Raw genomic sequence first — 25,599 nt, 5'->3', positions numbered from 1 at the left:
ATCCGATTTACCCGGAATAAATTCGTGTTGAATTCGTCGGAATTCGGCGTAAGGCTGGTATACCATCACACCCGTTCAAGTGGCATCAGCCGATAGTAGCAAGTGGAGGTCGACGGGCAGATCCCACCGATGGCACCCACCACCTGTTCCCGCGACTTCCAGCAACCCCACCACAGCACCCTTCCCCCACCATTGCCAACCGAGCCTCGCTGACGCGGGCCCGCCCCACCCGGCTCGCGTCACGCACCCTGCGATTCTGGCACCGGAACGCGGCACTGTCGCCGCGTTCCGGGATGGACCCCTACCCCTTACCCCTACCCATTCACGTTCCATACTACGGCAGCCGCGGCGACGAGCCGTGCTCGCCGTCAGCGCCCAGTACCTAGTACTCAGCCGATAGTTACTTCTCCCGCAAGCGCTTCAACACCGGAATCTCCTCGAGTCGCTCGTCCGTGAGCAGTTCCCAGTCGATCCCCTCGGGCTGCGCGCTCTCCTCGGGCCGCAGTACGCGTTCGGGGGTGACGACCAGGTCCATCGCGACGTCGTGGGGTCCGATCGCGACCGGTTCGTCGCCGCCGATCACCTGCCGCTCGTGGACCGTCGTCGCGACCGGCGTCGACCCGTCGACCAGGCCGAGCTCTCTGAGCACGGCGTACTCGAGGTCGCTGTAGCCCTCACCCTTTCCGATCCGCCCGCCGTCGTCCGTGACGGCGACGCTGCCGGAGACGATGAGATCGACCGACTCGACCTGGTCCGGGCCGACTTGCTCGCCGTGTTTCGACGACCCGGAGACGGTCGTCGCCGCGTCGTAGTCGTCGAGTTCGTCGGGGTCGAGCTTCAGGAAACACTTCTCGTCGCGGAGCCGCGGAACGGCCATGTAAACCGTCTTTCCCTCGCGTAACGCCGCCCGCCGAACGGGCAACTGCGGCGCGTCGGGGTTGGCCTTGATCGCCGTCGCCGCCTCCCACTCTGGCTGGTCGGCCAGGCGGTCGGCGGCCGCGTCGGCCCCGGCGAAGTTCGGGATGCGGCCGTGGGGCGGAAACGGGAACCTGGCCGCGCCGCTCTCCTCGAGGTCGTCCCAGATCCGCTCGCGGATCGATTCCTTGGCGACCGGATCGCTGCCGTCGCTCTGGCTGGATTCGACGGCCTCGTTGCTCGCGCCGTCTTCGTCGGCTGGCACGTCACTCGCCTCCGTTCGCCGCGTCGGCGTCGGCTCGGTCGCCGTCCTCGTCGGTCTCGTCGGCGGGCTCCGGTTCGACGTCACGCGCACGCTCGACGAGTTCGGGCGCTTCCGGCAGGATGATCTCCTCGAGCGCGAGTTCGGCCGCGTCGGCGTCCCCGGGAAGACAGAAGACCGTCGTGCCGTCGGCGACGCCGGCGAGCGTCCGCGCGCCGACGACTCGCGTGCCGACCGCTTCGTAACCCAGATGGGTGAACAGTTCGCTGAACGCGGTCAGCTCCTTTCCGAGCAGCGGCTCGACGGCTTCGATCGTGATGTCGTCGGGTTCGACGCCCGTCGCCCCCGCGGTGATCACGACGTCGACGTCGGCGCGGTCGACCAGACGCGAAACGATCGACTGGACCTTGTCGTGGTCCGGGCCGACGTGCTCCCGGACCGTGATCTCGCCGTCGGTCTCCTCGAAGGCCGCGGTGATGGCCTCGCCGGCCGCGTCGGTATCGAGGGACCGATCCGTGGCGATCGTGACGACGCCCGTACAGAGCGTCCCGCTGCGGGAGGCGGGCGCCTCGGTTGCGTTTGCGTTCGCGTCCGCATCCGTGGTTGCGTCCGCATCCGTCTCGTTCATACCTCGTCTTGGGGACCGGCGGATAAAAGCCGCCGGAGATGTGGCGCGGGACCGCGGGTTACCTAACCATTATCACTGACGTTTCCGTTTGCTCTCCGTACATGCAGGCAGTCCAAATCACCGAGCACGGCGACACGGACGTCATCGAGTACGGCGAGTACCCCGACCCCGAGGTCGGCCGGGACGAGGTCCTCGTCGACGTGAAGGCGGCCGCGCTCAACCACCTGGACATCTGGACCCGCCGCGGGATGCCGGGGCTGGATCTCGAGATGCCCCACATTCCGGGTAGCGACGGGGCCGGCATCGTCGAGGAAGTCGGCGCGGGCGTCACCCGATTCGAGGCGGGCGACCGCGTCGCGCTCTCGGCCGGCGTCGGCGACCTGCGGATGGACGACCCGACGCTCGATCCCCGATTCCACATCATCGGCGAGCACGTCCCGGGCATCCACGCCGAGTACGCCGCGATCTCCGAAGACCACCTGATTCCCGTCCCCGAGGACGTCGACTGGACGGTCGCCGGCTCGAGCTGTCTCGTCTTCCAGACCGCCTGGCGGATGCTGATCGAGCGCGCCGAACTCGAGGCCGGCGAGAAAGTGCTCGTGCTCGGGGCCAGCGGCGGCGTCGGCCACGCTGCGCTCCAGATCGCAGATCACGCGGGCGCGGAGGTGTACGCGACCGGCAGCACGGAGGAGAAGCTCCGGTACGCCGAGGACCGCGGCGCCGACTACGTCTGCAACTACGAGGAGCAGGACTTCGCGGACTGGGTTCGCGACGAGACCGGCGGCCGCGGCGTCGACGTCGTCGTCGAGCACGTCGGCGCGCCTACCTGGCAGGACTCGCTGAAGAGCCTCACCAAGGGTGGCCGCCTGGTCACCTGCGGCGGGACCGGCGGGGGCAACCCCGAGACGGATATCCCGCGGATTTTCTGGAACCAACTCGAGATCATCGGCTCGACGATGGCGACGCCCGACCAGGTCGACGACGTGATGGAACTCGTCTGGGACGGCACCTTCGAGCCGGCGATCCGCGAGGAGTTGCCGATGAGCGAGACCCCGCGGGCGCACGAGATCATCGAGAACCGGGAAGGGTTCGGGAAGGTCGTCGTGCGGCCCGACAGCGAACTCTAACCGGCGGGTGGGAGCGCCGTTCTCGCACTCCGATCGGCTCTGATGACCTCGCGGGCGCCGCGGTCGCGAGAACCGTGAGGGCTTTCACCACGCGCTCGCAACGGTCGCACGTGACCTCGAGCGACGACGGCGGCTACGTCCACGACCCAGCGGCGTTCGACGCCGATGCCGACGCGGACGACGAACAGCGGGCCGACTCGGCGGCCGCGTCCGCGGGCCGGGGCGACGGCGACCTGAACGCGCCCCATCCCGCGACCGTCGACCGCGAGTTCGACTGGCGCGGTTGGTCCCTCGTCGGCGTCATCGTCTTCGCCTTCCTCGTCGCGCCGGCGACGATCATCCTGTTCCCGCCAGGCGCGGAGGGCTATCGCTTCGCGCTCCTCATTTTACCGCTGGCGCCCGCCGCCCTGCTCGCGATTACGGCCGTCTGGGCGACGACGCGGCCCTGACGCGCCGACCGATTAGCTGCCGCGGTTTGCACTGTCGGGGACGGCGACGGGCGAAAAATCGAAATTCGAACGCTGAACGCCGCTCCGCTTAGACCTCGCGCACGTCTTCGAGTCGACCGAGCACGGTCGCGCCGGGGTCGACGTCCCGGTCCGGCGTCTCCTCACGGTCGACGTACGTCGCCAGCGCATCGTAGAGTCGGTCGGCCTGGCGGTCGGTGAGTCGTTCCGTGTCCCCGTCGGCCTCGACGGTCTCGAGTACCTCGACCGTCCACTCGGGCGGGGCCTCGTCGGCGTCGAGGGCCTCGTCGAGGCGGTTCGCGAGGACGTAGTGGACGACCCATTGCTCGTCTCGGGAGAGCGTGACTTCGTACGTCTCGGTTTTCGGTGGTGAGGAGGTCATTTCGTCACACGGGACCGGTTTCGTTGGTCCTCGAACAACGTTACGAACACCTCGGTAATAAGCCTTGTTACCGAATGGCATAGTTGCCGGCGACAACGGGTTTGCGAATGGTTCGATCGCTGATCAAAAGCTACTAACAGAATCGCATCCTGTCAGTAGACAGGAGTCGACGCCGATGGACTTTACGACGGTCTCCGAACGGCTCGCGACCGGGCAGCTCGGGCGGTCCGTCTCGCGGCTCGTTCCCGCGACGCCGATCTGGGAGCGCGAGTGGGACGTCTGCTGCGTGCTCGACGGCTGCCGGCTCGATCTCATGCGCGAGACGGCCGCGGCCGGCCACCGGACGCTGCCCGACCCCGAAGCCGTGGGCTCGCTGTGGTCCGTCGGCTCGCAGTCGGCCGAGTGGATGGATCGGACTTTCGCGCCCCGCTATCGAGAGGAAATGGCCCGGACCGCCTACGTGACCGGCAACCCCTTCTCCTCGCAGTCTTGCGAGCACATCCTCGTGACCTCCGACGAGGTCCTTCCGCTTTCGGCCGACGACTTCGGTGTCTTTCACGAGGCCTGGCGCGACGAGTGGGTCGACGACGACATCTCGACGATCCCGCCGGATTCCCTGACCGACGCCGCGATTGCGATCTGGCGGCGCCGCGAGGAGCTGGGCGTCGACCGCGTCCTAATCCACTACATGCAACCCCACGCGCCCTTCCGGTCGCGCGCGGAGTGGTTCTTCGGCTCGGCCGACATCGAACACTGGGGCCAGTTCAATCCCGATGACGGCGACGGGGACGAGGCGACCGCGGTCGATGGGGAAACGGAGGACGACGCCCTCGACCTCGCGGACCTCACGCCCGAGGAACGCGAGGCCCTCGAAGCGTTCGCCGACGCCGACGACGACGGCGCGGACTCGATGAACGACCCCTGGCTGCGGGTCCGCGACGGTAACCTCTCCTTTGACGCGGTCTGGGCGGCCTACCGGGACAACCTCGAGTGGGCCCTCGACGATCTCACGCGCCTGCTCGCGAACTGCGACGGTCGAGTCGCGCTGACCAGCGACCACGGCAACGGGCTCGGCGAGTTCGGCGTCTGGTCGCACCCGCCCGGAACCCCGGTCCCCGCCGTGCGACGGGTGCCGTGGGTCGTCCGCGAGGGAACCGATCGGGGAACCTGCGAGCCCGGACTCCCCGATGCGATTCGCCGGCGCGACGCCGACCGTGACGGCGACGGCGACGATATCGAATCGCGCCTCGAAGCGCTGGGGTACCGGTGACGGGACCCGGAACGGAACCGGGGCCGGTACCGGAGACCCTCCGAGACGCGATCTACGCCGTCCGGACGGCGCGGCTGCGGCTCGAGCGCCGCCGCCTCGACTACGGCCGGGAAACCCGCGAGCGGGCCGCCCGCCTGGCGAACGTCCTCCCGGCTTCGGTGGACGAACTCCGCGCGTACGAACGCGAGTACGACGACCTCGCCTGGTTCCACGAGTCCTACGCCGACCGCGTCGCCGAGATCCACGAGGCCGGCGTCGCCGCTGACACGACCCACTGGCGCGACGGCGTCACGCTCTACGTCGTCTGTCGCGCGCTCGACGTCGACACCGTCGTCGAGACCGGCGTGCTGTTCGGCTCGTTCGACGCGCACGTTCTGGCGGCGATGGAGCAAAACGGCGGCGGAACGCTGCACGCGGTGGACCTGCCCGGCGGGCCGCCGGGGCCGTTCGAGTACGGCCACCTGATTCCGGATCGCTGTCGCGACCGCTGGCGGCTTCATCGAGGGGACGCACGGGAGGTGCTGCCGGCCCTGCTCGAGCGCGTCGGTTCGCTCGAGTTGTTCTTACACGACTCGGACCACCGGCTGCCCCACATGCGCTTCGAGTACGAGACGGCGCGTTCGAACCTCGAGCCCGGCGGGGTCCTCGCGAGTCACGACGTGCGGCTCTCGAGGCTGTTCGATCGATTTACCGACGCGAACGGACTCCGGTCGTGCGTGGTCTGCGATACGGGGATCGCGCGGCGGCCGCGACACTGACCGTCTCGAATCCATCGAGGGCAGCGGAGAACCGATCGCGACGCTCGCGGCTGCCGGGGCGCACCTCACGACTGGCTCTGCAAGCCGAAAGAGAGTGTGAGGGCGGTGTCGGTTAGGAAGTGGTCGGGGTATCGTTCCAGCCGGGGTCGTGACCGGTGCGGTCGATACGGTCGAACCGACACGCTGGGCAGAAGTCAGGGGTGATCGATTCGCCTCGAGGGACGTACACCGCGCCGTCGCACTCCACGCACGCGTCCGCAACGACGGTTACGCAGTCCGCGCAGACGTTGAAGTCGTCAACCGTGAGGTCGCGCAGCGGTTCGAGTTGTTTATCCAGTTCGTACTCGTCGATGACCGACTGACAGCTGTGGCACGGTTTCATGGCGATGCGTATGTACCATGTGAACTCATCACTAAATATCTGTCTCCGGTAACTGTCAGGACCGCGGCAACTAGCGCTCGACGCTCCGCCGTGAATCGGCTGCCCTACCTCGACGGCTCACTTCCGGCAGGGGGTCGTGGTACTGCAACTCTCGGAAGGGTTATTCGGGTCCGGCGACTCCGTTCGTTCGTAATGGCAAACGGTAAGGTTGACTTCTTCAACGACACGGGCGGCTACGGTTTTATTTCGACTGACGCGGACGAGGTAGACGACGACGAGGACGTGTTCTTCCACATGGAAGACGTCGGCGGCCCCGATCTCGAGGAAGGGCAGGAAGTCGAGTTCGACATCGAATCATCCCCGAAGGGACCCCGCGCGACGAACGTCGTTCGTCAGTAATCGCGTCTTCTACCGTCGTTCACAGCGATAGGTGACAAGTCCGTTCTTTTGGAGTTACGCGCCGTAGCCGGGGCTCTCCGTCGGCCGAGACTGATAGCGGTCGCTTCGAACCGGGAGTCCCCGGATCGAGTATCCGTCAGCCGCTCCGGCGATCCTCTCGAGCGGCCGGCTCCGGTCCCTCATCGACCGCGCTGCCCTGGAGGTCACAGAGGGCTGCAAGGCGTTCGGCGCGCTGGATGAGCAGCGCGCGCCCGGCACCCGTGAGGCGGTAGGTCGTGGTTCGGCCGGGGTGTCCACCGCGCGTCGCAACGAGGCCGCGGGCGACGAGCGCGCGCAGGGCTGGCTCGAGCCGGGCGCGGCTGACCGTCGGATACCGGCGCTCGAGCGTCGCGATGAGCCCCGCGGGAGACCGCGGGCGGTCGTCGCGCTCGCACCGGGCGACGGCCTCGAGACAGCCCCGTTGGAACCCGGTGAGGTCGACCCACGCGCGCCGGCCGTCGGTTATCGGGTCGTCCGGGGGCGATGCGTCTGCTCGAGCGGGAGGTTCAAGGTCCCGCGAATCGTCGTCGTGCATGGCTTGTGTACCTGCTTACGCGAGCCACAGCGGCCTCGGTGTCACATCACCGAACCGCATTTTCGATCTCGTCTTCACAGACAGTCGAATCTCCGTGACGCTCGCGCTACTAGACCACTACTTAGTCCATCGACATAAATTCTCTCACTAGACGTTGAGCTATCTCTCAATTAAAATTGAGCGAGCTCTGGTGCATCGACAGGCGTATTCCTCCGTTTTCAGACTGCACGAGCATGCGCCGACCCGGCGACTGGATGCAGATGCCAACCGACGAGCGAATTCTCGAGGCACTGCAATCGTCGGGGATGATCCTGTCGCCGGCCGTGATCGCGAAAAACATCGATCGTAGCCGTGAGGAAGTCACTCGACGGCTCACTGTACTCGTTGAGTATGAATTTGTCACTCGAGTCGAACGGGGATATTACGAGATCAACGAGGCTGGCGAACAGTATCTCGCCGGGGAGTTGGATGCCGACGATCTCGAGCCAAACGAGAATTGATCACTGAATGCGCCGCTGGTATCGTGGATGACGAAATTCGATCCCGCGCTGCTCGAGTTTTTCGAGGAGCAGGGAATAGCGATGCCGCCAGCGGTGGTCCCGTACAATACCGGGGGGATTTCTCATCCGAAACTGATCAGAAGATACTTAATTATATCCAATCACAATATATCATGAATAGGCGACGGTATCTCGCTACAAGCGGATTGATGACTATACCCTTAGCTGGGTGTACCACGGTGGGAGGTGAGACACCACTCACCGCCGATGACGTGATCGAAGACGATGGGAGTGTCATACTGCCGTTTAGCGAGAACGGCGAGAATGTATTGCGAGTTCAGTTCCAAAAACAGTTCACTGATGACGGGAAACGCGAGTACTATCCATTCTTTATCGCTTCGTGGCAGCCAGATGGCATTCGACTCGACTCACTTCGACTCAAATTCCGCTCTCCGCCATACACTGCTGGCTTCTCCCCAGCCGGGATCTCTCTTCGGGAAGAGGCCCACGCATACAAAGCGACGCTCTCTCAGGACGGTGACGACCCATCGACGACCATCTTGGACATGGCCGACACTACTGACATCGGCCGCGGAAGCGTGAGGATGGATCTTCTTCTTGCTGTAGATCACGAACAGGATCCTCAAGAACTGTGGATTGGAACCGAGGCCACCCTTTCGGATGACGGTTTTTGGGGAACTGATTATAGTGCGACTGGAAACTTTACTGTCGAGTTTCCCTGAGGAGCTACAGAGATGGATCTCACCTTCTGACCGGATGGCACATACACACCCTGTACTTATCGTTCGGTCATAGTCTGCTCTCTTCTCTCCTAAGCAGACTCGACAACACTCGTTATCGAGGTCCCATCCTCTCCTACTGTTGGGATAGCGCCGTTGTACCGTCTCGAATCGCCCAGTCTGACTTTTCGCTAGCACGGCGCGCAGAGCGCGCGCCGCGCAATTGCCCTGCCCCCTTAGGGGCACAAGCGTGAATTTGACCGCACTCAGTCTTCTAACCCTCGTTACCCTCTATTCGTATCCTTTCTAGCGAACCTGAACGCTCGCCCCGATCAAGTCATTCGCCTAGCGGATCAGTAAACAGATCCGCGGCCCCCGACATCCCCGACAACGCATCAGCAGCAAGCACCGCGGCCCCGCCGGTCCACGTCGGCCGCTTGCCCGGCCAGAACGCCTCGTCCTCGAACTGGTAGCCCGTCCAGAAGACGCCGTCATCGTCGGTCCACTGGAACAGCCACTCGTAGATCTCACGCGCACGCGCTTGCCGCCCCACCGCGGCCAGCGAAACCACGAGTTCGCAGGACTCGGCGACGGTCACCCACGGCTCGTCCGCGACGCAGCGACAGCCCAGCCCGTCCTCGAGGAAGCGATCCATCCCGTCCTCGAGCCGGTCCCGCGCCGGGTCGCCGGTCACCACGCCACAGAGGACGGGATAGAACCAGTCCATCGCGTACCGCGATTTGCTCTCCCAGGTGCGATCGAACCGGTCCGGTCGCGAGCGAAGCGCCTCGCCCAGGCGGGTGCGAGCCTCGAGCCACCGGTCGCGGGCGTCCTCGCGGCCGAGTTCGCCGGCGATCGCCGCGCCGCAGGCCAGGCTCTTGTACAGCGAGGAACAGCCGGCGACGAGCGCGTCCTCGTAGACCGACCCGTCCGCGCCGACGCTCCAGTAGATCTCGCCGGTCGGCGCCTGGTGGCGGCGGGCGAACGCGAGGGCGTCGCGGACGGTCGGCCACAGCTCCGCGAGGAAGTCGCGGTCGCCGGTACAGCGGTAGTGGTGATACGCGCCGACGGCGACGTAGGCGCTGCGGTGGGTTTCCTTCCGCGGTTCGTCGCCGTCGTGGGCGCCCTCATCGCCTTCGGGATCGCCGTAGGTGGCCCACAGCGCCCCGTCGTCGTGCTGTGCGTCGGCGACCCAGCGGTACGCGCGGCGGGCGGCCTCGTCGCGGCCGGCGACCGACAGGGCCATCGCGCTTTCGACGTGGTCCCAGGGGTCGGCCGGGCCGTCGGGGTACCAGGGGATCAACCCGTCGGCGCGCTGGACGCGCTCGACGTACTCGACCGCCGGTCCGAGCCCCCAGTCGGCGAGCGACGGCGACGCCGGCGATCGGTCGCGGCCGTCGCTCACGCCCGCCCCTCCAGTCGGAAGTAGTAGACGACGCTCTTGCCGACGAGGGGATCGAGTGCCCGTTCGAGCAGCCGCACCGGCCGCGGCGACTCCATGACGTCCCACTCGAGGAACCGGTCGTAGGCCCGCAGCGGCAGCGGCGCCTCGTCCCGCTGGTCGCGGTCCCACCAGAGACACTTCAGCCACCAGTAGGGCACGTGCAGGGCATGGGCGAAGTGGCCGTCGACCCGCCGGAAGCCCCGCCGCTCGATAGCGGCTCGCAGTTCCTCGCGGTCGAAGATGCGGACGTGGCCGCCCTCCACCTCGTGGTACTCGTCGGACAGCGCCCAGCAGATCCGTTCGGGGCCCGCTCTCGGGACGCTCACCGCGAGCGTTCCGCCAGGCGCGCAGACTCGCCGGAGTTCGTCCAGCGCCGACTCGTAGTCGGGCAGGTGCTCCAGCACCTCGGTACAGCAGACGACGTCGAAGGCGCCGTCCGCGAAGGGGAGCCGGAGCGCGTCCCCCGCACAGAAGGTGACCGGCACGTCGGACTCGCCGGCAACGTACTCGTCGTAGTCCGCCCGCGCAGCGGCCAGGTTCGCCGGGTCGAGGTCGACGCCGACGACCTCCGCGACGGTCTCGAGGGCGGCGGCGTGGACGTGCCGGCCCTCGCCGCAGCCGACGTCGAGCACGCGCGTCTCCGGGGACGGCGCGATGCGGTCGAAGTCGATCGTCTCCATCCTCAGGCCTCCCGCTGCTGGCGCTGCGCCCGGCCCCGCCGCTCGATGGCGGTCCGATACGCTTGGACCGTCTCGCGGGCGGCCCGTTCCCAGTCGAACTCCGCGACGATCCGCTCCCGTCCCCGTTCGCCGAGCCGGCGCCGGCGCTCGTCGTCGCCGAGCAGGTCGCGGACGGCTTCGGCCATCGCGTCGGCGTCGCCTGGCTCGACGAGGACGCCGGCGTCGCCGACCACTTCGGGGAGGGCCCCGCCGGTGGTCGCGACGACCGGGACGCCACAAGCCAGGGCCTCGCCCGCGGGGAGCCCGAAGCCTTCGTAGAGCGACGGGACGACGGCGACGTCGGCGGTCCCGTAGAGTTCGACCATCCGCTCGTCGCTGATCCCGCTGTGAGTTTCGATCGCGTCTCCGATGCCCAACTCCGAGATCAGTCGGTCGCAGTCGCCGCCCTCGTCGAACTCGCCGACGACGACCAGTTCGGCGTCGACGGACTCGCGGACCGCGGCGAAGGCCTCGAGCAGATAGCGCGCCCCCTTCAGCGGGACGTCGGCGCTGACGGTCGTCATCACGCGCGGGCGGTCGCGATCGGGGCCTCGGTCGCGGTCGACGGGCGCGAACAGGTCCGTGTCGATGCCGTTGTGGACGACCCGGATCGCGTCGGGGTCGGCTCCGAAGTCGGTCACGGTCCGTCGTTTGGCCGATTCGGAGACGGTGAGGACGTCCGGGAGATCCCGGACCACCCTCCGTTGCATCCGGAGGAATCGATACCACCGGCGGATCAGCAGTCGCTCGCCCCGACTATCGGCCGCGTCGAGGGCCGCGTCGCGGTCGACGGTGATCGGATGGTGGACTGTCGCCACGACCGGGTGTCCCCGTTCGCGGAGCGTCTGCAGCCCGTAACACAGCGACTGGTTGTCGTGGATCACGTCGTAGTCGGACTCGTGCTCCTCGAAGTAGTCGACCACGCGGCGACCGAAGGCGTACGGATCCGGAAAGCCGCCGGTGAGGGCGCTCAGCCACTCGTAGAGAGCGAGCGGATCGCGCAGATACGACGGCTCGAACTGCCCCAGCCGATCGAGTTCGTCCACGATGTTCTCGCCGGGCAACTTCACCAGGCGGACGTCGTCGTCGAGGTCGGGATAGGGCTTGCCCGAGATGACGTCGACGGAGTGACCGAGGTCGGTCAGCGCCCGACTGAGGTGCGTTACGTAGACGCCCTGTCCGCCGGAGTAGGGGTTCGATCGGTAGCTCAGCAGACAGATATCGAGCGACCCGTCGGCGTCCCGCGCCGCGTCGGGCGACGGCTCCGACGCCGTCGTCCCCGCGGCGGTCGACCCCGCTGCCGACGCGGACGACGTGAGAATACTCCCCCGAAGAAGCCGTCTAAGCGTGCCAGTGACCATCGCAGTCTATCCGCCATGTGTCGACACTGGCTAATAAACCCCCCGTTCGTGTAGTGTTTCCGGACAGTGTTCGGTTCCGAGGGGCGGACACCGTCGCCGCTGTTCGCGGGTCGATACCAGCCGGTTCCCTCCGCACCGATCGGTCACGGGCGGGTGTGACGTCGGTCCAAAATCAGTTTCCGCGCCGAGTAGTCGTACCGGGTGTTCGGCGTCCGATACGTTTGCGGCCCGCCGGACGTTCGGCGTGGATCGGCGGCCGCTAGCGGACGTCTCGGCGCATGGCGATCTCGAACCACGGGCAGAGCCGGAGCTGCCGGTACCACTCCGGGTTCGAGTGGAGCCGCTCGTAGGGGACCCACATCAAGCCGGCGACCTCCTCTTCGTTGGGATCGAGACTGCGGTCCGACAGCGTCAGCTTGAGGACGGCACAGACCTCGTGCTCGACGCCCGCGTTCTCGAAGTAACGTTTGTACTCGAAGCGGTCGGTCAGCTGCAGGTCATCGTACTGGTCGGGCGTGATGCCCAGTTCTTCCTCGAGCCGTTCGCGGGTCGCCTCCTCTTGACTCTGGCCTTCGACGGGGTGGGAGGCGACGGTGCCGTCCCAGTGGGTTCCCCACAGGCGCTTGTCGGGCGCTCGCTGGGCGAGCAGGATGTTGCCGTCGCCATCGAAGACGAGTGAGGTGAATGCGCGGTGGCGAATTCCGTCGCCGGTGTGGGCGTCGAGTCGGTTGACCAACTCGAGTTCGTTGTCGTCGGCGTCGACGGCGATCACGTCCTGTCGGGCGTTCTCGTGTTGCTGGTCCTCTTGCGGCGTGCTCATACAAGCCCAATTACGGTGGCTCTTGAAACCAGTATCGTCTCATCGCGGTCGTTTCGAATCGTCCTCGGGACTATCGGGATCACGCGAACGGCCACACGTCCCCGCCGTCGCCGTCCGGATCCGGCCGATAGGCGTCGCCGACGACGAGCCTGAGCGCACTCGGCTTCGTCTCGAGTTCGATGGTCTCGGTCTCGAGCATTTCGCCGTCGAGGCTGTACTCCACGGAGTCCCGGCGGCTCTCGATCGCGAGCGACGGCGCCCGCCGGCGGACGATGTGATCGCTCTCGCGGCCGAACAGACCCTCAAGCGCCGCGTCGCTGAGTAAGTTCCTCGTCGGCGCGTCCTCGACGATCGTGACCTCGAACAGGCCGTCCTCGACCGCGGCCTGGGCCGTCCGCGCGCCGGTGAACCGCCGGCAGTTCCCGACGAGGACGAACAGCGCCTGGCCCTCCCAGGCCCTGGCCCGCTCTCCGTTCGGCCCCGCGGCCGTCTCCACCCGCAGCGGGAGCGCGTCGAACTCGCCGAGCGCGTCGACGGTCTCCTTGACGTACGCGAGCACGCCCAACTCTTCCTTGCTCGCCGAGGACGTCTCGCTGCTCGCTTCGGCTGTGACGCCGCCGACGCAAGAGTTGACGAAGACCCGGTCGTTCGCGAGCCCGAGATCGATCTCCCGTCGCCGACCCTCCTCGACGACCGCGAACGCGTGTTCGATCCCCTCGATCCCGATGTTCGTCGCGAAGTTGTTCCCCGTTCCGGCGGGGACGACGGCGACGGTCGTCGTCTCGAGCGCGTCCGCGGCCGCGACCCCGTTGACGACCTCGTTGAGCGTGCCGTCGCCCCCGGCCGCCGCGACCAGGTCGGCTTCGGGCGCGGCCTGGCGGGCCAGGCGCATCGCGTCGCCGGCGTCCTCGGTCCGGCGAATCTCGAACCCGTGCTCGCCGGCGAGTTCGACGACGTCGTCGACGTGATCTTGGCTGCCGCTGACGGGATTGAGGACGAGCACGCGGTTACCGTCGGCCGTCCGCTCCTCGTTCGGACCGTCCGATTCCATACGCGCAGTAGATGCCGGCCGCAGGCAAAAGGACCTGCCCGGCGTCTGCCCCACTATGAGAACGTACGCCGTCGACCTCCATACGCACACGCGATTCTTCCACGGGCGGCGATCGCTGGGAGACCGGTTCGACCCACTCGGTGTCCGGCTGCTCGTCGCGGCGGCCAGGCGGCGCGGACTCGATGGCATCGCGACGACCAACCACGACTACTACACTCCCTTCGATCCGGCCGTCCACGTCGAGACGCTACCCGGAATCGAGATCACGACCGATCGAGGCCACGTCCTCGTCGTCGGTCCCGATCCGCCCGCGGAGACAGAGCCCGAAGCGCTCTCGCCCGGCGAAGCCGTCGAATTGGCTCACGACCACGATTGCGCCGCGATCGTCGCCCATCCGTTTCGCAACAGCACGGTGCGGGAACTCGAAGACGTCCCCTTCGACGCGATCGAAGTCAACGGCAAACACCCGCGATCGCGCCCGCTCGTCACCAAGTTAGCCGATAAGCGCGACCTCCCGATGGTCGGGGGCAGCGACGCTCACTACCCGTTCGAGGTGGGGCGAGCGTACACGGTCGTCGAGGCCGAGCGGCTCACGCCCGAAGCGCTGGTCGACGCGATTCGCGACGATCGCGTCAGCGCCCGCGTCTCCGGATCGTCGTTCGACCGGCTCCTCCGTCGCGGGTATCGCTCGGTCCACCGCCGCAAGCGCGTGATCGACGCCATCGAACGGCCGACGCCTGGCGTCGGAACGCCGCCTGGCGAGGACGAGACGACGGACGCCGGCGGCGAGGTCGAGGTCGGCGAGCGAATGAAGGCGGAGGATGAGGATGGGACCGATGCCGAGGCCGGAACCGAACTGCCCTCGGACACCGATTAGCCCAGTTCTTCGTCGAGGATCAGCCGCGTCTTCGTGCTCACGACCTCCTCCTGATCGCGGGCCTTCGTGATGAGGTCGTTGACCCCGCGCGTGTCCGCGGCGTCGACGACGAGTACGACGTCCTGCTCGCCGGAAACCATCCAGACGAAATCGACCTCGTCCCACTCGGCGATCCGCTCGGAGACGGCCTTGGTGTCGACCTCGACCGCGACGCTGAGCTCGATCATCGCCTGGACGTTGCCGGTCCGGGTCGAGATCGTAAAGCGTTCGATGACGTCGTCGTCCATCATCCGCTCGACGCGGTTTCGTACGGTCCCCTCGCTCGTCCCTACCTCGTCGGCGATCTCGGTGTACGGCGTCCGGGCGTCTCGTCGGAGAATATCGAGTATCTGTCGGTCCAGGTCGTCCATTGAGATGCGTGACTACGGGTGACCGGCACTTACCGATTACGAAATTCGTAACTGAGCTTCGAAGGCAACACTTATGACGGGCCATCCGATACGTAGATCGTAATGACGGAAGCCTACGTCGCACTGGAGGACGGCCGCGTACTCGAGGGACGCGGTCGCGCTCCGGGAACGGCTCGCGGTGAACTCGTCTTCACAACAGCGTATACGGGCTACGAGGAGAGCCTGACCGACCCCTCCTACGAAGAGCAGGTGCTGACCTTCTCGTACCCGCTGATCGGAAACTACGGCGTCCGCGAGGAGCGGTTCGAGGACGACCGAGTTCACCCGCGGGCCGCGATCGCCAAGGAATTCACCGCTGACGTCGCCGAGTGGCTCGAATCGGAGGGCGTCCCGGCGATCGACCACCTCGACACGCGCGAGGTCGTCACCGAGATCCGCGACGGCGGCGCTATGAAGTGCGGCATCGCCGTCGGCGAGGACGTCACCGAGGAAGACGCGATTGCCGAACTCGAGCAGTGCGAGGCGATGAGCGAGCACACCGAGATCGGCGCCCAGGTCAGCGTCGACGAACACGAGGTCTACGGCGCCGACAACGAGGGGGTCGACGTCGCCCTCGTCGACTGCGGCGCGAAGGGGTCGATCGTCGACTCGCTACTCGCCCGCGACGCGACGGTCCACGTGCTGCCCCACGACGCTGCCGTCGCGGACGTCGAGTCCCTCGACCCGGACGTCCTGTTCATCTCGAACGGCCCCGGCGACCCGGTCAACTACGAGGAAGCGATCGCGCTCGTCGAGGCGTTCGTCGAGGACACGCCCGTCGCCGGCATCTGTCTCGGCCAACAGATCGTCGCCGAGGCACTTGGCGGCACCACCGAGAAGATGGACTTCGGCCACCGCGGCGTCAACCAGCCCGTCCTCGACCTCGAGACCGGCCAGGTCGTCATGACGACCCAGAACCACGGCTACACGGTCGCCGATCCGGGTGAACACCTCGAGGTCACCCAGATCAACGTCAACGACGACACGCCGGAAGGGATCGACGGCATCGAATACGACGTCATCACCCGCCAGTACCACCCCGAGGCCAACCCCGGCCCGGAGGACACCCTCGACTTCTTCGACGACGTGCTCGCGATGGCTTCCGAGCGAGCCGACGCCCGAGCGGTCCCCGCCGACGACTGAAATCCAGTCGGCTCCCGACCGCTGATTCGGTTTCCGTTTGTTCCGAACCGAGACGATCGCCGGAGCGGCGCATCTCCGCGGCGATCGCGCGGCTTAGCAGTTTCCGAGTCAGACTTCTGCGACGGCGATCGCCCTTACCGATCGCCAGGCGAGTCCGATCGCTCCAGCGCCGCGGCCCGCTCGCGGATCGCGTCGTCGTCGATCGCATCGAGCAACAGTTCGTCGTCGAGGGCCGCCGCCAGGCGACGCGTTCCCGCGTCGGCGCGTCGGGCCGCGGTCTCGGGATCGAGATAGTCGGCGTCGCGCTCGGCGGCGTAGGCCTCGGCGAGCCGGCGAATCTCGGTCGCATCGCGGTCGGCGGGCGCGTCGGCCTCGAAGCGTTCGACCCACCGCTCGGGGTCGGCCCACTCGTCCCGCCGATCGGCAGCGTCGCGCCGCCAGTCGTAGCGGCTCGCGAACCGTCCCCAGTACCCCTCGTCCCGACGCCGGTCCCGGAGCAGCGCGCGAGCGACCGTGGCCCCGTGGCCGGCCGCGACGATCGCCTGGTCGCCGCAGCCGGCCAGCGGCCCGGCGACGTAGAGCCCGTCGACCGGCGTTCGGCCCTCGGCGTCGGGATAGTCGCGGTCGAACCGCTCGACCGGTTCGTCGCCGGACTCCTCGGTAACGAACAGCGCGTCGTCGGTATCGAGCCCGCGGAGGTACTCCCCGTCGTACTTCGTCGCGGCGATCACGAATCGGGCCGTGATCGGCTCGCCTTCCTGTGGTTCGACGCGGAAGCCGCTGCCGGCGCCGTCGAGCGCCGTCACCGATTCGACGAAATCGTCCCGGAGCCGACAGCCCGCCTGGTCGGCGTGGTCCCGCGCCAGTTCGAGGAAGGTCTCGACGTCGATCCCGCGGGGGAAGCCGAGGTAGTTCTCGAGGGAGACGCAGCGCCGCAGCGAGGAGGGGCCGCGGTCGAAGACGACCGTTTCGAGGCCGTCCCTGGCGGTGAAGACGCCGGCGGAACAGCCGGCCGGCCCGCCGCCGACGATGGCAACGTCGGCGTCGAATTTGCGGCCGCCAGCGGCGTCGGACTCGGCGTCGCTCCCGTCTCGCTCGTTGGCGTCGGCCGGCATACGTCACGCTCCGGTAACGATGTCCGCGACGCGCTGGCGGTCGAATAGCTGTTCGCCCTCGGGAATTTCGGGGTAGGACGCGCCGGACTCGTAGCCAGGCCACTCGCCGAACTGCTCGGGATAGAGCTGTTTGGCCGTCATCTCGAGCTGGAAGAGGTTCATGATCGGCCCCTGGTAGCGCATGCCGCTGGCGACGACCCGATCGTTCCGCACGGCCGCTAACTCGCTGCCCGCGGCGTGGTTCTCGAGTCGCTCGCGGACGCCTTCGACGTCGTAGTTCGACGTGATTCCCCAGAGATGGAGGATGACGTCGGGATCGGCGTCGAGCATCGTCTCGTAGTCGACTTCGCCCCAATCGCCGGACCACTCCACGTCGGCGAGGGCGTCGTGAGCGCCGAGCGGGCGCGTCTCCGCCTGCCAGAAGCCAGACGTGTTGAGGTGGTAGGCGTAGAACACGCCGTCGCCCAGCGTGACCCGGGCGACTGTCGGCCGCTCGTCTCCGGAGGGCAGGTTCGATTCGATGTGCGAGCGCAGGTCCTCGTAGACCGCGGCGAGGTCCTCGTACCGCTGCGCTTCCCGGAAGACGGCCGCGACCGTCTCGAAGAGCTCCCAGAGCGTGTAGTACTCATAGCTGTCGGCGTACGCCTCGGCCGGTTCGCTCTGGACGCCGCTGTGGTAGCTCCCGATCCACGGGCCGACCGTCTCGGCGATCTCCTCGACGTCCGACTGCGCCCAGTCGTCCTGGGTCGTCAGCACGTACGACGGATCGAGGAAGTGGACGTCGCTCTCGTAATTATAGAGCTCTTCTTTCGTCACGCCGTCTTCGAGGGGGTTCTCGAGCCCCGCCCAGTCGAAGGACACGCCCTCGAGTCGGTCGTAGAACTTGTTCATCGTCGATCCCGACATCTCGGGCGCGAACAGTGTGGTGACCGCGTCGCCGTGCCCGAGCGCGACCGCCATGTCCGCGTACTGCGTGAACGTGACGAAGGCGTCCTCGGGAACCCCGTCGAACTCGACCTCCCCCATCGGTGCCATCGTCACCGTGTAGGAGTCCTCGTCCCCCGATCCTCCGCTTCCGTCGCCGGTGATACACCCCGCGAGCGCCGCGCTCCCGGCCGCGATCCCCGTCGCGACGAACGCGCGTCGGCTTCGATCGAACTGCCGCGTCGTTCCCATGTAATTTAGGCTCACCTAACAATCTAAAAGTCGTTCGATTTTAGGTGGGCCGAAACCCGGTCCGACGCGGCGTCGAAAACCGATCGAGGGCGGCGGGACGGCCGGTTACCCGTCGAACGAGTAGGTCACGGTCACGTCGGCGTTCACGCTGACGGGGTCGGCCTCGATCTCCGTCGGCGGTGCCGCCGCGTCCTCCGCCGCGTCGGCACCGGTGTACGCCTCTCGAACCGGATGGACCTGCACGTCGCCGGTCGTGACGTTCGTCGTCCCCGCGAGGTCGACGCCGCGGTTGTCGGCGATGTGCGCCGCCTCGTCGTCCGCGTTCGCCAGGGCCGCGTCGATCGCGTCCTTCCGGAGGGCCGCGCGCGTCTCCTCCTGGAGCGAGAAGTTCACCCTCCCCACGTTGTCAGCGCCGGCCGCGATCGCCGCGTCGATGACCTCGCCGACGCGGTCGACGTCGCTCAGCGTCACCTCGAAGGAGTGCGATCCCTCGAATCCCTCCGCCTCTCGAGCGCGGGTCGGGTGGACCCGGTATCGGCCCTCTTCGACGTTCTCCTCGGGGACTCCCAACTCGTCGAACGTTTCGCGGAGTTCGTCGGCCCCGGTCGCCAGCTCGTCGGTCACCGCCTCGGCGCTCTCGCCGGTCGCCTCGACGCCGATATCGACGACCGCCCGATCCGGCTCCGCGTCGACCTGGCCGCCGGCGCTGACCGTAATCTCGCCGCTATCTGTGCTCTCGTTGCCGTCCGATTCCGCGCCCGGGTCGTCGCCGTCGCTACTGAGCGGGCTGCCGGTACAGCCGGCCATCGTCGCCGCGAGTCCGACCCCCGAGGCCGCGAGGAACTGTCGTCGATCCATGTCCGTGGGCATCTCCATACCGACGGACCGCACGGAACGGAAAAGAACCTCCCCCAAACTCAAACGCCGCTTTGACCTTCCATTCGCCCGCGACCGAAGACGAGCGCGTCGGCCGCCGTCCATCGCTCCCCGCCTGGCGAACTGCATCGCGGCGAACACGCCGAGACAGGGCCCAAATGCTCGACGGCGAACCCGGATTGCGGGCCGGCCGCTCGATCGGACTCGGCGGCGGCGAGTCCGCTGCCGAGGTCACGGACGCGGTGGGTTCGGTGGTGAGAGCGGTGGTTTCGAACGTCCCGACCGCCGTCGAACGGCCGGCTGTCCGCCGGGAGTCGCGCGAAGTTCGGAGTCTCGGGCGTCTTGGGAACGGGGGTGCGAGGATGGCAGGACGCCCCCGCGGGTCGAACTCGCGCGGTTAGTCGCGTTGGAGGGTCCCCGGCGGGACGGAACAGCCGCAGGGCCTGGCGGTTCCCTCGACGGGACCGGTCGCGATGAGTAGCGTGACGGGCGCGCCACAGACCGGACACGTCGGCAGCGACGGCGTCTCGAAGTCGTCGGTTTCGACGTCGTTACGCATCGCGACCTCCAGCCGCCGCTCGGGCGACTCTCTCCGACGGGGCGATCGCTGGTCGTGGCGGGCGATACGTCAGTCGTGCGGGACGTTTATATCCCGGTAGAATGTACGCAATCATGGCTTTCGAATCCCGTTGCGGGGATTGGAAGCCAGGTCTCGGGTGGTTCCAGCACCCGGGGCGTTTCGACGAGCCCCCTACTCTCGTATTCGGAGACCGGCTTCCGGTTGGGTTGTTGACCTATGGTGACTTATAACTACTGCTAACGGAGGGAACGAAAGGTCCCGCGAGAAACGCAGCGGGATGCCGCACCGTGCTACTGACGGTCGTTCGGGAAATCGCCGAGTCGCTGCGAGATGCACGGCGCGTCTCTGTCGCGGTCGGTCGTTCCGGATCAGGTGACCACTCCTTCAAGTACAGCGAGATCATAAATTCAACACGAACGCTATCTGGAATAGTTTAATTGCTCTCCTCGTCGTATACTCACCGTGAATACGAGAGCGACCGTATTGACGATCCTCGGCGTCGTCGTATCGTTTCTCGGGATCTTATGGACCGTTCAAGGTCTCGGAATCGTCCAGATAGATCCCGTTCTGTGCGCCACAGAGTGCGAACCGATCACCGGGAGATCGGCACAGTGGGCGCTCACGGGTGTGATAACGCTGTTCGCGGGGGTCGTCATCGTTCGAACGGGGTTGTACCGAATGAATCGATGATCGTTCCTCCCGGAATCCTCACTGCCGTTCACTAACGGTTTTGATAATCCATCCGCCGCCGATACCGGTCCGCTAAACGGAGCGGAGAAACGCCATCGCGGCATCCACCTTTTCTCGACCGAAAAGCCGCTCGCTCCGCTCCTGCTCACGGGCGCGTTACGCCCGTTCGCGTTCCCGCGGTTCTCGCTCACGACGTTCGCTCCGAACCGCGCATCGCTCGCGGTCCTAATCGTGTCTGAACGAGCGCTGACCCGTAAACGCCATCGCTATCCCGTGCTCGTCCGCCGCCTCGATCACGTCCTCGTCGTTGACCGAGCCGCCAGGCTGGATGACTGCCTCGATGCCGGCCTCGGCGGCCTCCTCGATGCCGTCCGGGAACGGGAAGAACGCGTCCGAGGCCATGACCGCGCCCTCGGCGTCTTTCCCCTCGGCGTGCTCGTCTGCCTTCATCGCCGCCAGGCGGACCGCGTCGACGCGGGAGACCTGTCCCATGCCGATGCCGACCGTCTCGGTGCCGTCCGCAAAGAGGATCCCGTTTGACTTGACGTGCTTGAGGGTCTGCCAGGCGAAGACCATCGTCTCGAGTTCCTCGTCGGTGGGCTCGCGCTCGGTGACGATCTCCAGGTCGTCGGCCGAGACCGCCTGGCGGTCGCGCTCTTGGACCAGGCGGCCGCCGACGAGCGGTTTCTCCGTAAACCGCTCGGTACGATCGCCGAGTTCGCCCACGTCGAGCACCCGCAGGTTCTCCTTCTCGAAGAGCACTTCGAGCGCGTCGTCGGTGTAGCCCGGCGCGACGACGACCTCCTTGAACGAGTCGATGATCTGTTCTGCGGTGGCGGCGTCGCACTCCCGATTGAGCGCGACGATGCCGCCGAAGGCGCTCATCGGGTCCGTCGAGAGGGCCTTCTCGTAGGCCTCGGCGAGCGAATCCGCCGTGGCGCAGCCCGCCGGATTGGTGTGCTTGATGACCGCCGCCGCGGGCTCGTCGAACTCCTTGATCAGGTTCAGCGCGCCGTCGGCGTCGTTGTAGTTGTTGTACGACAGCGCCTTCGCGCCCTCGTTGAGCTGGTCGGCGTGGACGACGCTGGCCTCGTCGCAGGTGTAGTCGGCGTAAACCGCCGCGTTCTGGTGGGGGTTCTCCCCGTAGCGGAGCGTATCGGCCCGATCGCTCGAGGTGAGCCGGCGCGCGGGCAGCCCCTCGGCGTCAGGGACGGTCGGCGCGTCGGCCTCGACGGTGACCTCACCGGCCTCGCGGTCCACGTCGACCGCGCCCTCGGCGAACCACTTCACGGCGCGGGGGTACGCGCGGAACTCGCCCTCGTAGAGGACGCGCTCCTTCAGGGACTCCTCGTCGTCGCCCTCGTAGACGGGGATCGGCTCCTGGGTGACGATCGGACCGGCGTCGACCTCGCTCTCGACGACCGCGCCGTCCTCGTCGGTCGCGTCCGTGACGACGTGGACCGTACAGCCCGTCACCGAGACGCCGGCGTCGAGCGCGTCGCCCCAGGCGTCCATCCCGGGGAACGACGGCAGCAGGGCGGGGTGGACGTTCAGCGTCGTCGGCGCTTCGTCGAGGAACGCGTCCGAGAGGATCCGCATGTAGCCGTCCAGGCAGACCAGGTCGAACTCGTAGTCGGCCAGCGCCTCGACGACCGCCGCCTCGTGCTCGCGGCGGCTCATGTCGTCCTCGACGGAGACGACTTCGGTCGGAATATCGCGCTCGGCCGCGCCCTCGAGCACCGGCGCGTCCGGGTCGGTCGTCAGGACGACGGCGAACTCGGCCCCGCCAGGCCGTCGGTCGGCGATGTTCAACAGGTTGCGCCCTCGGTTGCCGGCCATCCCGGCGATTCGCGTCATGATTGAACCCGCGCCCGCGAGCGGCAAAGTGGTTGCGGTCTTGATCCCCGATGTATGCACACCTGTGTATTATTACGGCCATATTCGCCACCCATCACGCGGAGGTATGCACACTCGTGGCCTCTCGCGGGTCGCGGTTTCGATACGCTTTTGCGACGGGCCGGACCAACGGCCAGTATGACGGAGACCGACGCCCTGTACGCCGTCTCGCCGCTGGACGGCCGGTACGACGGCCGGACCGCACCGCTGTCGCCGTACGCGAGCGAGGCCGCGCTCATGCGCGCCCGCGTCCGCGTCGAAGTCGAGTACCTGATCGCGCTCGCCGACCTGGCGGCGACGCCGCTGGAACTCGACCTCGAGGAGCGCAAACGGTTGCGGGCCCTCTACGAGGGCTTCGCCGCGGAGGACGCCCGCCTGATCAAGAAACTCGAGTCCGAGGGCCACGCCGGATTCGAGGCGACGAACCACGACGTCAAGGCCGTCGAGTACTTCGTCCGCCACCGGCTGCCCGAGGACAGCGACGCCTCGGCCTGGATCCACTTCGGGCTGACCAGTGAGGACGTGAACAACCTCGCCCATCGGCTGCTCGTCAGCGACGCGGTCGACGAGGTGCTCCTGCCGGAACTGTACGACGTTCGCGACACCCTCGCCGACATGGCCCGCGAGTACCGCGACCTCCCGATGCTCGCGCGCACCCACGGCCAGCCCGCCACGCCGACCACCTTCGGCAAGGAACTGGCCGTCTACGCCTCCCGGCTGGGTCGCGCTACCGGCCGCATCCGCCAGGCGACCGACGACCTGCGGGGCAAACTCGGCGGCGCGTCCGGCACCTACGCCGCCCACCGGGCGGCCTACCCCGACGTCGACTGGCAGGCCTTCGCCGAGGAGTTCGTCACGGGGCTCGGCCTCGAGTTCGAGCCGCTGACGACGCAGGTCAACCCCTGCGACGACCTCGCGGCGCTGTTCGACGCCTTCCGCGGGGCCAACGACGTCCTGCTCGACCTCGATCTGGACGTGTGGCTCTACGTCTCCGACCGCTACCTCGGCCAGGAAGCCGTCGAGGGCGAGACGGGCTCGTCGACGATGCCCCACAAGGTCAACCCGATCGACTTCGAGAACAGCGAGGGCAACCTCTCGAAGGCCAACTCGGACCTGACCTTCCTCGCGGACTACGTCACGACCTCCCGGCTCCAGCGGGACCTCTCGGACTCGACGGTCAAGCGCAACATTGGCACCGCCCTCGCCCACTGCCTGATCGGCTACACGAAGACCGCCGCGGGGCTTTCGAAGGTCGTCCCCAACGAGCAGGTCATGCGCGACGACCTCGAGTCGACCCCCGAGATCATCGGCGAGGCCGTCCAGACCATCCTCCGACGCGAGGGCCAGGCGGACGCCTACGAGCGCGTCAAGGCGATCTCCCGCGGGAAGGACGTCGCCCTCGATGATTTCCGCGAACTGTTCGACGAGCTGGACGTCGACGAAGACGTCCGCGAGGAACTGCACGCGCTGACGCCGTCGGGGTATACCGGGATCGCGAGCGACCTGGTCGACGACCTCGAGCGGATCGAGTAGTCGAGTAGTACAGTCCCCGTCCCGCGTTCGACCGCCGATTCCGATCCCGGCGTGCGATTCCGGAATCGTGACTGTATAGGTCACCGTCTCCCGAGACCCGAGTATGGAATACCTCCTCTGGGTGCTCGTCGCGCTCGTGTCCTACGGGCTGATGGCACCGCTGACGAGCGTCGTGACGCGGGACGTGCCGCCCGCAGTCGCGCTCTTCCTCTCGACGACGATCTTCCTGGGCCTGACGACCGTCGTACTCGTCGCGACGGACACCGGCGATCCGACCGCCGTGACCACCCCCGCGGCGGGAATCGTCTACGTCGCCGGGCTGTTCCTCTCCTCGGGCATCCTCGCCTACTACCAGGCGCTCGAGCGCGGGCCGGTCAGCATCGTCGTTCCGATCTACGGGCTGTTCATCGTCGGGAGTTCGATCATCGGAATCGCCTTCCTCGGCGAGGAGCTGACCGCCACCCGCGCGGCCGGCATCGTCGTCGCGGCGGTCGCGATCTACCTCGCCGCCGGAGGTGAGGAGTGATGCGGCGCTACCTCGGCCTCTCGCTGTTCGCCTGTCTCACCTACAGCCTGGTCGCCCCGCTGCTCTCGATCGCGATGACCGACCTGCCCAGCACGCTTGCCGTCTTCCTCTCGAACTCGGTCATGTTCCTCACGGTCGGCCTGGTGATCGTCTATCGCGGCCTTCCGGTGCTGTCGTACCTCCGGCACCCGCGCACGCCTCACATCGTGGTGATGGGCCTGCTGTTGACCGTTGGGCTGTTGACCTACTACCGGGCGCTAGAGTTAGGGCCGGTGAGCATCGTCGTGCCGATCTACGGCCTCTTTATCGTCGTTAGCTCGCTGACCGGCATCGTCGCCTTCGATGAGACCGTCACGCCCCGCAAGGTCGCGGCGATCGCCCTGAGTGTGGTCGCGATCGCGCTGATGTCGATCTGATCGGTCGCTTCCGACCGCGCGAGCGCGAGGCTCTCGATCGTCTGATCCGAAAATAAATCGACCGAAGCCGACCGCTCAGTCGTCGCCCGAGACGGCCGCCCGCTGTCGCTCGACGTGGTCGACGATGTCCGCCGTTTCGTCCGCGAACTCCTCGAACTCCACTTCCGCCCCGTGGAGGATCGTCGAAAAGTACCGAACGTCGCCCGCGACGGCGACCGCTTCGGCCATTTCGTCGTCCGTGACTTCCTCGAGTTCCGCTTCCGCCTTGTGAAAGCGGATGCAGTACGGACACTGCATGGCCGCCGCCGCTCCGAGGCCGACGAGGGACTTCTCCCGCGTCGTCAACTCGGTCTCCGCTAACTGCAGGTCCCGTACCATCTCCCAGCCGTGCTCCGCGGCCGGCTCCGGGAGCGCCGTAATCCAGCTCGGCACTCGCCCGAGGTACTCCTCTATCTCCGCGCGTGTCTCGGTTGTTACCATCGGTCTCTCCCCTGGATCTCCCGCCGCTCGGCGATCGAACCGT

Annotated in this window: 29 protein-coding genes; 12 read left to right on the top strand and 17 right to left on the bottom strand. The window is 67.1% G+C overall.

Annotated elements, in window-relative coordinates:
- Nucleotides 1-400: 400 nt before the first annotated feature.
- On the bottom strand, nt 401-1,180 hold the full coding sequence (locus BMY29_RS15350; protein WP_081985509.1) for a 5-formyltetrahydrofolate cyclo-ligase: 780 nt from the start codon (nt 1,178-1,180) through the stop codon (nt 401-403).
- A 1-nt stretch (nt 1,181) separates the two neighbouring features.
- The gene (locus tag BMY29_RS15345) at nt 1,182-1,805 is read right to left on the bottom strand and encodes a MogA/MoaB family molybdenum cofactor biosynthesis protein (RefSeq protein WP_049991764.1); all 624 of its coding nucleotides are present in this window, start codon (nt 1,803-1,805) and stop codon (nt 1,182-1,184) included.
- A 101-nt stretch (nt 1,806-1,906) separates the two neighbouring features.
- Between BMY29_RS15345 and BMY29_RS15340 the strand changes: the two genes are divergently transcribed.
- Nucleotides 1,907-2,932, top strand: a complete 1,026-nt coding sequence (locus tag BMY29_RS15340) for a zinc-binding dehydrogenase (protein WP_049991765.1) — start codon at nt 1,907-1,909, stop codon at nt 2,930-2,932.
- 110 nt (nt 2,933-3,042) lie between these two features.
- Nucleotides 3,043-3,381: a DUF7977 family protein gene (locus BMY29_RS15335; RefSeq protein ID WP_049991766.1), complete on the top strand. Its 339-nt coding sequence runs from the start codon at nt 3,043-3,045 to the stop codon at nt 3,379-3,381.
- A gap of 88 nt (nt 3,382-3,469) precedes the next feature.
- Here the strand turns inward: BMY29_RS15335 and BMY29_RS15330 are convergent, their stop codons facing one another.
- Nucleotides 3,470-3,781 (bottom strand): DUF7853 family protein, encoded by a 312-nt coding sequence (locus tag BMY29_RS15330; protein ID WP_049991767.1) that lies wholly within the window; start codon nt 3,779-3,781, stop codon nt 3,470-3,472.
- 175 nt (nt 3,782-3,956) lie between these two features.
- Here BMY29_RS15330 and BMY29_RS15325 point away from each other — a divergent pair, with 175 nt between their 5' ends.
- Both BMY29_RS15325 and BMY29_RS15320 read left to right on the top strand, forming a co-directional pair.
- Nucleotides 3,957-5,051 (top strand): hypothetical protein, encoded by a 1,095-nt coding sequence (locus BMY29_RS15325; protein ID WP_049991768.1) that lies wholly within the window; start codon nt 3,957-3,959, stop codon nt 5,049-5,051.
- Complete coding sequence (locus tag BMY29_RS15320) at nt 5,048-5,809, top strand: class I SAM-dependent methyltransferase (protein WP_049991769.1); 762 nt, start codon at nt 5,048-5,050, stop codon at nt 5,807-5,809. The genes BMY29_RS15325 and BMY29_RS15320 overlap by 4 nt, the downstream gene beginning before the upstream one ends.
- Before the next feature lie 112 nt (nt 5,810-5,921).
- Here BMY29_RS15320 and BMY29_RS15315 read toward each other — a convergent pair whose 3' ends face one another.
- Nucleotides 5,922-6,191: a DUF7571 family protein gene (locus BMY29_RS15315; RefSeq protein ID WP_049991770.1), complete on the bottom strand. Its 270-nt coding sequence runs from the start codon at nt 6,189-6,191 to the stop codon at nt 5,922-5,924.
- 192 nt (nt 6,192-6,383) lie between these two features.
- Between BMY29_RS15315 and BMY29_RS15310 the strand changes: the two genes are divergently transcribed.
- Nucleotides 6,384-6,590, top strand: coding sequence for a cold-shock protein (locus BMY29_RS15310; protein WP_049991771.1), 207 nt, complete (start codon nt 6,384-6,386; stop codon nt 6,588-6,590).
- A 136-nt stretch (nt 6,591-6,726) separates the two neighbouring features.
- On the opposite strand, the gene BMY29_RS15305 is transcribed toward BMY29_RS15310, so the two are convergent.
- A complete protein-coding gene (locus BMY29_RS15305) occupies nt 6,727-7,164 on the bottom strand; it encodes a PadR family transcriptional regulator (RefSeq protein WP_049991772.1) in 438 nt (145 codons plus the stop codon).
- 233 nt (nt 7,165-7,397) lie between these two features.
- Between BMY29_RS15305 and BMY29_RS15300 the strand changes: the two genes are divergently transcribed.
- Nucleotides 7,398-7,664, top strand: coding sequence for a helix-turn-helix domain-containing protein (locus BMY29_RS15300; RefSeq protein WP_049991773.1), 267 nt, complete (start codon nt 7,398-7,400; stop codon nt 7,662-7,664).
- A gap of 239 nt (nt 7,665-7,903) precedes the next feature.
- Nucleotides 7,904-8,407: a DUF8121 family protein gene (locus tag BMY29_RS15295; protein ID WP_143067719.1), complete on the top strand. Its 504-nt coding sequence runs from the start codon at nt 7,904-7,906 to the stop codon at nt 8,405-8,407.
- A gap of 334 nt (nt 8,408-8,741) precedes the next feature.
- On the opposite strand, the gene BMY29_RS15290 is transcribed toward BMY29_RS15295, so the two are convergent.
- The 5 genes from BMY29_RS15290 to BMY29_RS15270 form a co-directional block, all read right to left on the bottom strand.
- Nucleotides 8,742-9,809 (bottom strand): prenyltransferase/squalene oxidase repeat-containing protein, encoded by a 1,068-nt coding sequence (locus tag BMY29_RS15290; protein WP_049991775.1) that lies wholly within the window; start codon nt 9,807-9,809, stop codon nt 8,742-8,744.
- A complete protein-coding gene (locus tag BMY29_RS15285; RefSeq protein ID WP_074854807.1) occupies nt 9,806-10,528 on the bottom strand; it encodes a class I SAM-dependent methyltransferase in 723 nt (240 codons plus the stop codon). The genes BMY29_RS15290 and BMY29_RS15285 overlap by 4 nt, the downstream gene beginning before the upstream one ends.
- A gap of 2 nt (nt 10,529-10,530) precedes the next feature.
- Nucleotides 10,531-11,928, bottom strand: coding sequence for a glycosyltransferase family 4 protein (locus BMY29_RS15280; protein WP_049989762.1), 1,398 nt, complete (start codon nt 11,926-11,928; stop codon nt 10,531-10,533).
- A 259-nt stretch (nt 11,929-12,187) separates the two neighbouring features.
- Nucleotides 12,188-12,748, bottom strand: coding sequence for an NUDIX hydrolase (locus BMY29_RS15275; RefSeq protein ID WP_049989761.1), 561 nt, complete (start codon nt 12,746-12,748; stop codon nt 12,188-12,190).
- Between the two features lie 79 nt (nt 12,749-12,827).
- A complete protein-coding gene (locus BMY29_RS15270) occupies nt 12,828-13,799 on the bottom strand; it encodes a diacylglycerol/lipid kinase family protein (RefSeq protein ID WP_049989760.1) in 972 nt (323 codons plus the stop codon).
- A 55-nt stretch (nt 13,800-13,854) separates the two neighbouring features.
- On the opposite strand from BMY29_RS15270, the gene BMY29_RS15265 reads away from it, so the two are divergent.
- Nucleotides 13,855-14,676 (top strand): PHP domain-containing protein, encoded by an 822-nt coding sequence (locus BMY29_RS15265; RefSeq protein WP_081985443.1) that lies wholly within the window; start codon nt 13,855-13,857, stop codon nt 14,674-14,676.
- Here the strand turns inward: BMY29_RS15265 and BMY29_RS15260 are convergent.
- Nucleotides 14,673-15,086, bottom strand: a complete 414-nt coding sequence (locus BMY29_RS15260; RefSeq protein ID WP_049989759.1) for an Lrp/AsnC family transcriptional regulator — start codon at nt 15,084-15,086, stop codon at nt 14,673-14,675. The genes BMY29_RS15265 and BMY29_RS15260 overlap by 4 nt on opposite strands.
- A 102-nt stretch (nt 15,087-15,188) precedes the next feature.
- On the opposite strand from BMY29_RS15260, the gene carA reads away from it, so the two are divergent.
- Nucleotides 15,189-16,268: a glutamine-hydrolyzing carbamoyl-phosphate synthase small subunit gene (gene carA, locus BMY29_RS15255; RefSeq protein WP_049989758.1), complete on the top strand. Its 1,080-nt coding sequence runs from the start codon at nt 15,189-15,191 to the stop codon at nt 16,266-16,268.
- A gap of 134 nt (nt 16,269-16,402) precedes the next feature.
- On the opposite strand, the gene BMY29_RS15250 is transcribed toward carA, so the two are convergent.
- The 5 genes from BMY29_RS15250 to purH all read right to left on the bottom strand — a co-directional run bounded on the left by BMY29_RS15250 (nt 16,403) and on the right by purH (nt 22,562).
- Nucleotides 16,403-17,383, bottom strand: coding sequence for an NAD(P)/FAD-dependent oxidoreductase (locus tag BMY29_RS15250; protein WP_049989757.1), 981 nt, complete (start codon nt 17,381-17,383; stop codon nt 16,403-16,405).
- A 3-nt stretch (nt 17,384-17,386) separates the two neighbouring features.
- A complete protein-coding gene (locus tag BMY29_RS15245; RefSeq protein WP_049989756.1) occupies nt 17,387-18,559 on the bottom strand; it encodes an ABC transporter substrate-binding protein in 1,173 nt (390 codons plus the stop codon).
- Nucleotides 18,560-18,664: 105 nt separating this feature from the next.
- On the bottom strand, nt 18,665-19,417 hold the full coding sequence (locus BMY29_RS15240) for an SIMPL domain-containing protein (protein WP_049989774.1): 753 nt from the start codon (nt 19,415-19,417) through the stop codon (nt 18,665-18,667).
- Nucleotides 19,418-19,832: 415 nt separating this feature from the next.
- Nucleotides 19,833-19,994 carry a hypothetical protein gene (locus tag BMY29_RS21195; RefSeq protein ID WP_173424893.1) on the bottom strand — a complete coding sequence of 54 codons (162 nt, stop codon included), beginning with the start codon at nt 19,992-19,994 and terminating at the stop codon, nt 19,833-19,835.
- Nucleotides 19,995-20,930: 936 nt separating this feature from the next.
- Nucleotides 20,931-22,562: a bifunctional phosphoribosylaminoimidazolecarboxamide formyltransferase/IMP cyclohydrolase gene (gene purH / locus BMY29_RS15225; RefSeq protein WP_049989753.1), complete on the bottom strand. Its 1,632-nt coding sequence runs from the start codon at nt 22,560-22,562 to the stop codon at nt 20,931-20,933.
- A gap of 177 nt (nt 22,563-22,739) precedes the next feature.
- On the opposite strand from purH, the gene purB reads away from it, so the two are divergent.
- From purB to BMY29_RS15210, 3 genes are all read left to right on the top strand, one after another.
- On the top strand, nt 22,740-24,134 hold the full coding sequence (gene purB / locus BMY29_RS15220) for an adenylosuccinate lyase (protein ID WP_049989752.1): 1,395 nt from the start codon (nt 22,740-22,742) through the stop codon (nt 24,132-24,134).
- A 103-nt stretch (nt 24,135-24,237) separates the two neighbouring features.
- On the top strand, nt 24,238-24,660 hold the full coding sequence (locus BMY29_RS15215) for an EamA family transporter (protein ID WP_049989751.1): 423 nt from the start codon (nt 24,238-24,240) through the stop codon (nt 24,658-24,660).
- Complete coding sequence (locus tag BMY29_RS15210; RefSeq protein ID WP_049989750.1) at nt 24,660-25,076, top strand: EamA family transporter; 417 nt, start codon at nt 24,660-24,662, stop codon at nt 25,074-25,076. Before BMY29_RS15215 ends, BMY29_RS15210 begins: the two co-directional genes overlap by 1 nt.
- A 75-nt stretch (nt 25,077-25,151) precedes the next feature.
- On the opposite strand, the gene BMY29_RS15205 is transcribed toward BMY29_RS15210, so the two are convergent.
- A complete protein-coding gene (locus tag BMY29_RS15205) occupies nt 25,152-25,556 on the bottom strand; it encodes a carboxymuconolactone decarboxylase family protein (protein WP_049989749.1) in 405 nt (134 codons plus the stop codon).
- Nucleotides 25,557-25,599 lie beyond the last annotated feature (43 nt).

This window comes from Natrinema salifodinae (assembly GCF_900110455.1).
GTDB lineage: Archaea > Halobacteriota > Halobacteria > Halobacteriales > Natrialbaceae > Natrinema > Natrinema salifodinae.
This window is presented reverse-complemented; position numbering and strand designations above follow the sequence as displayed.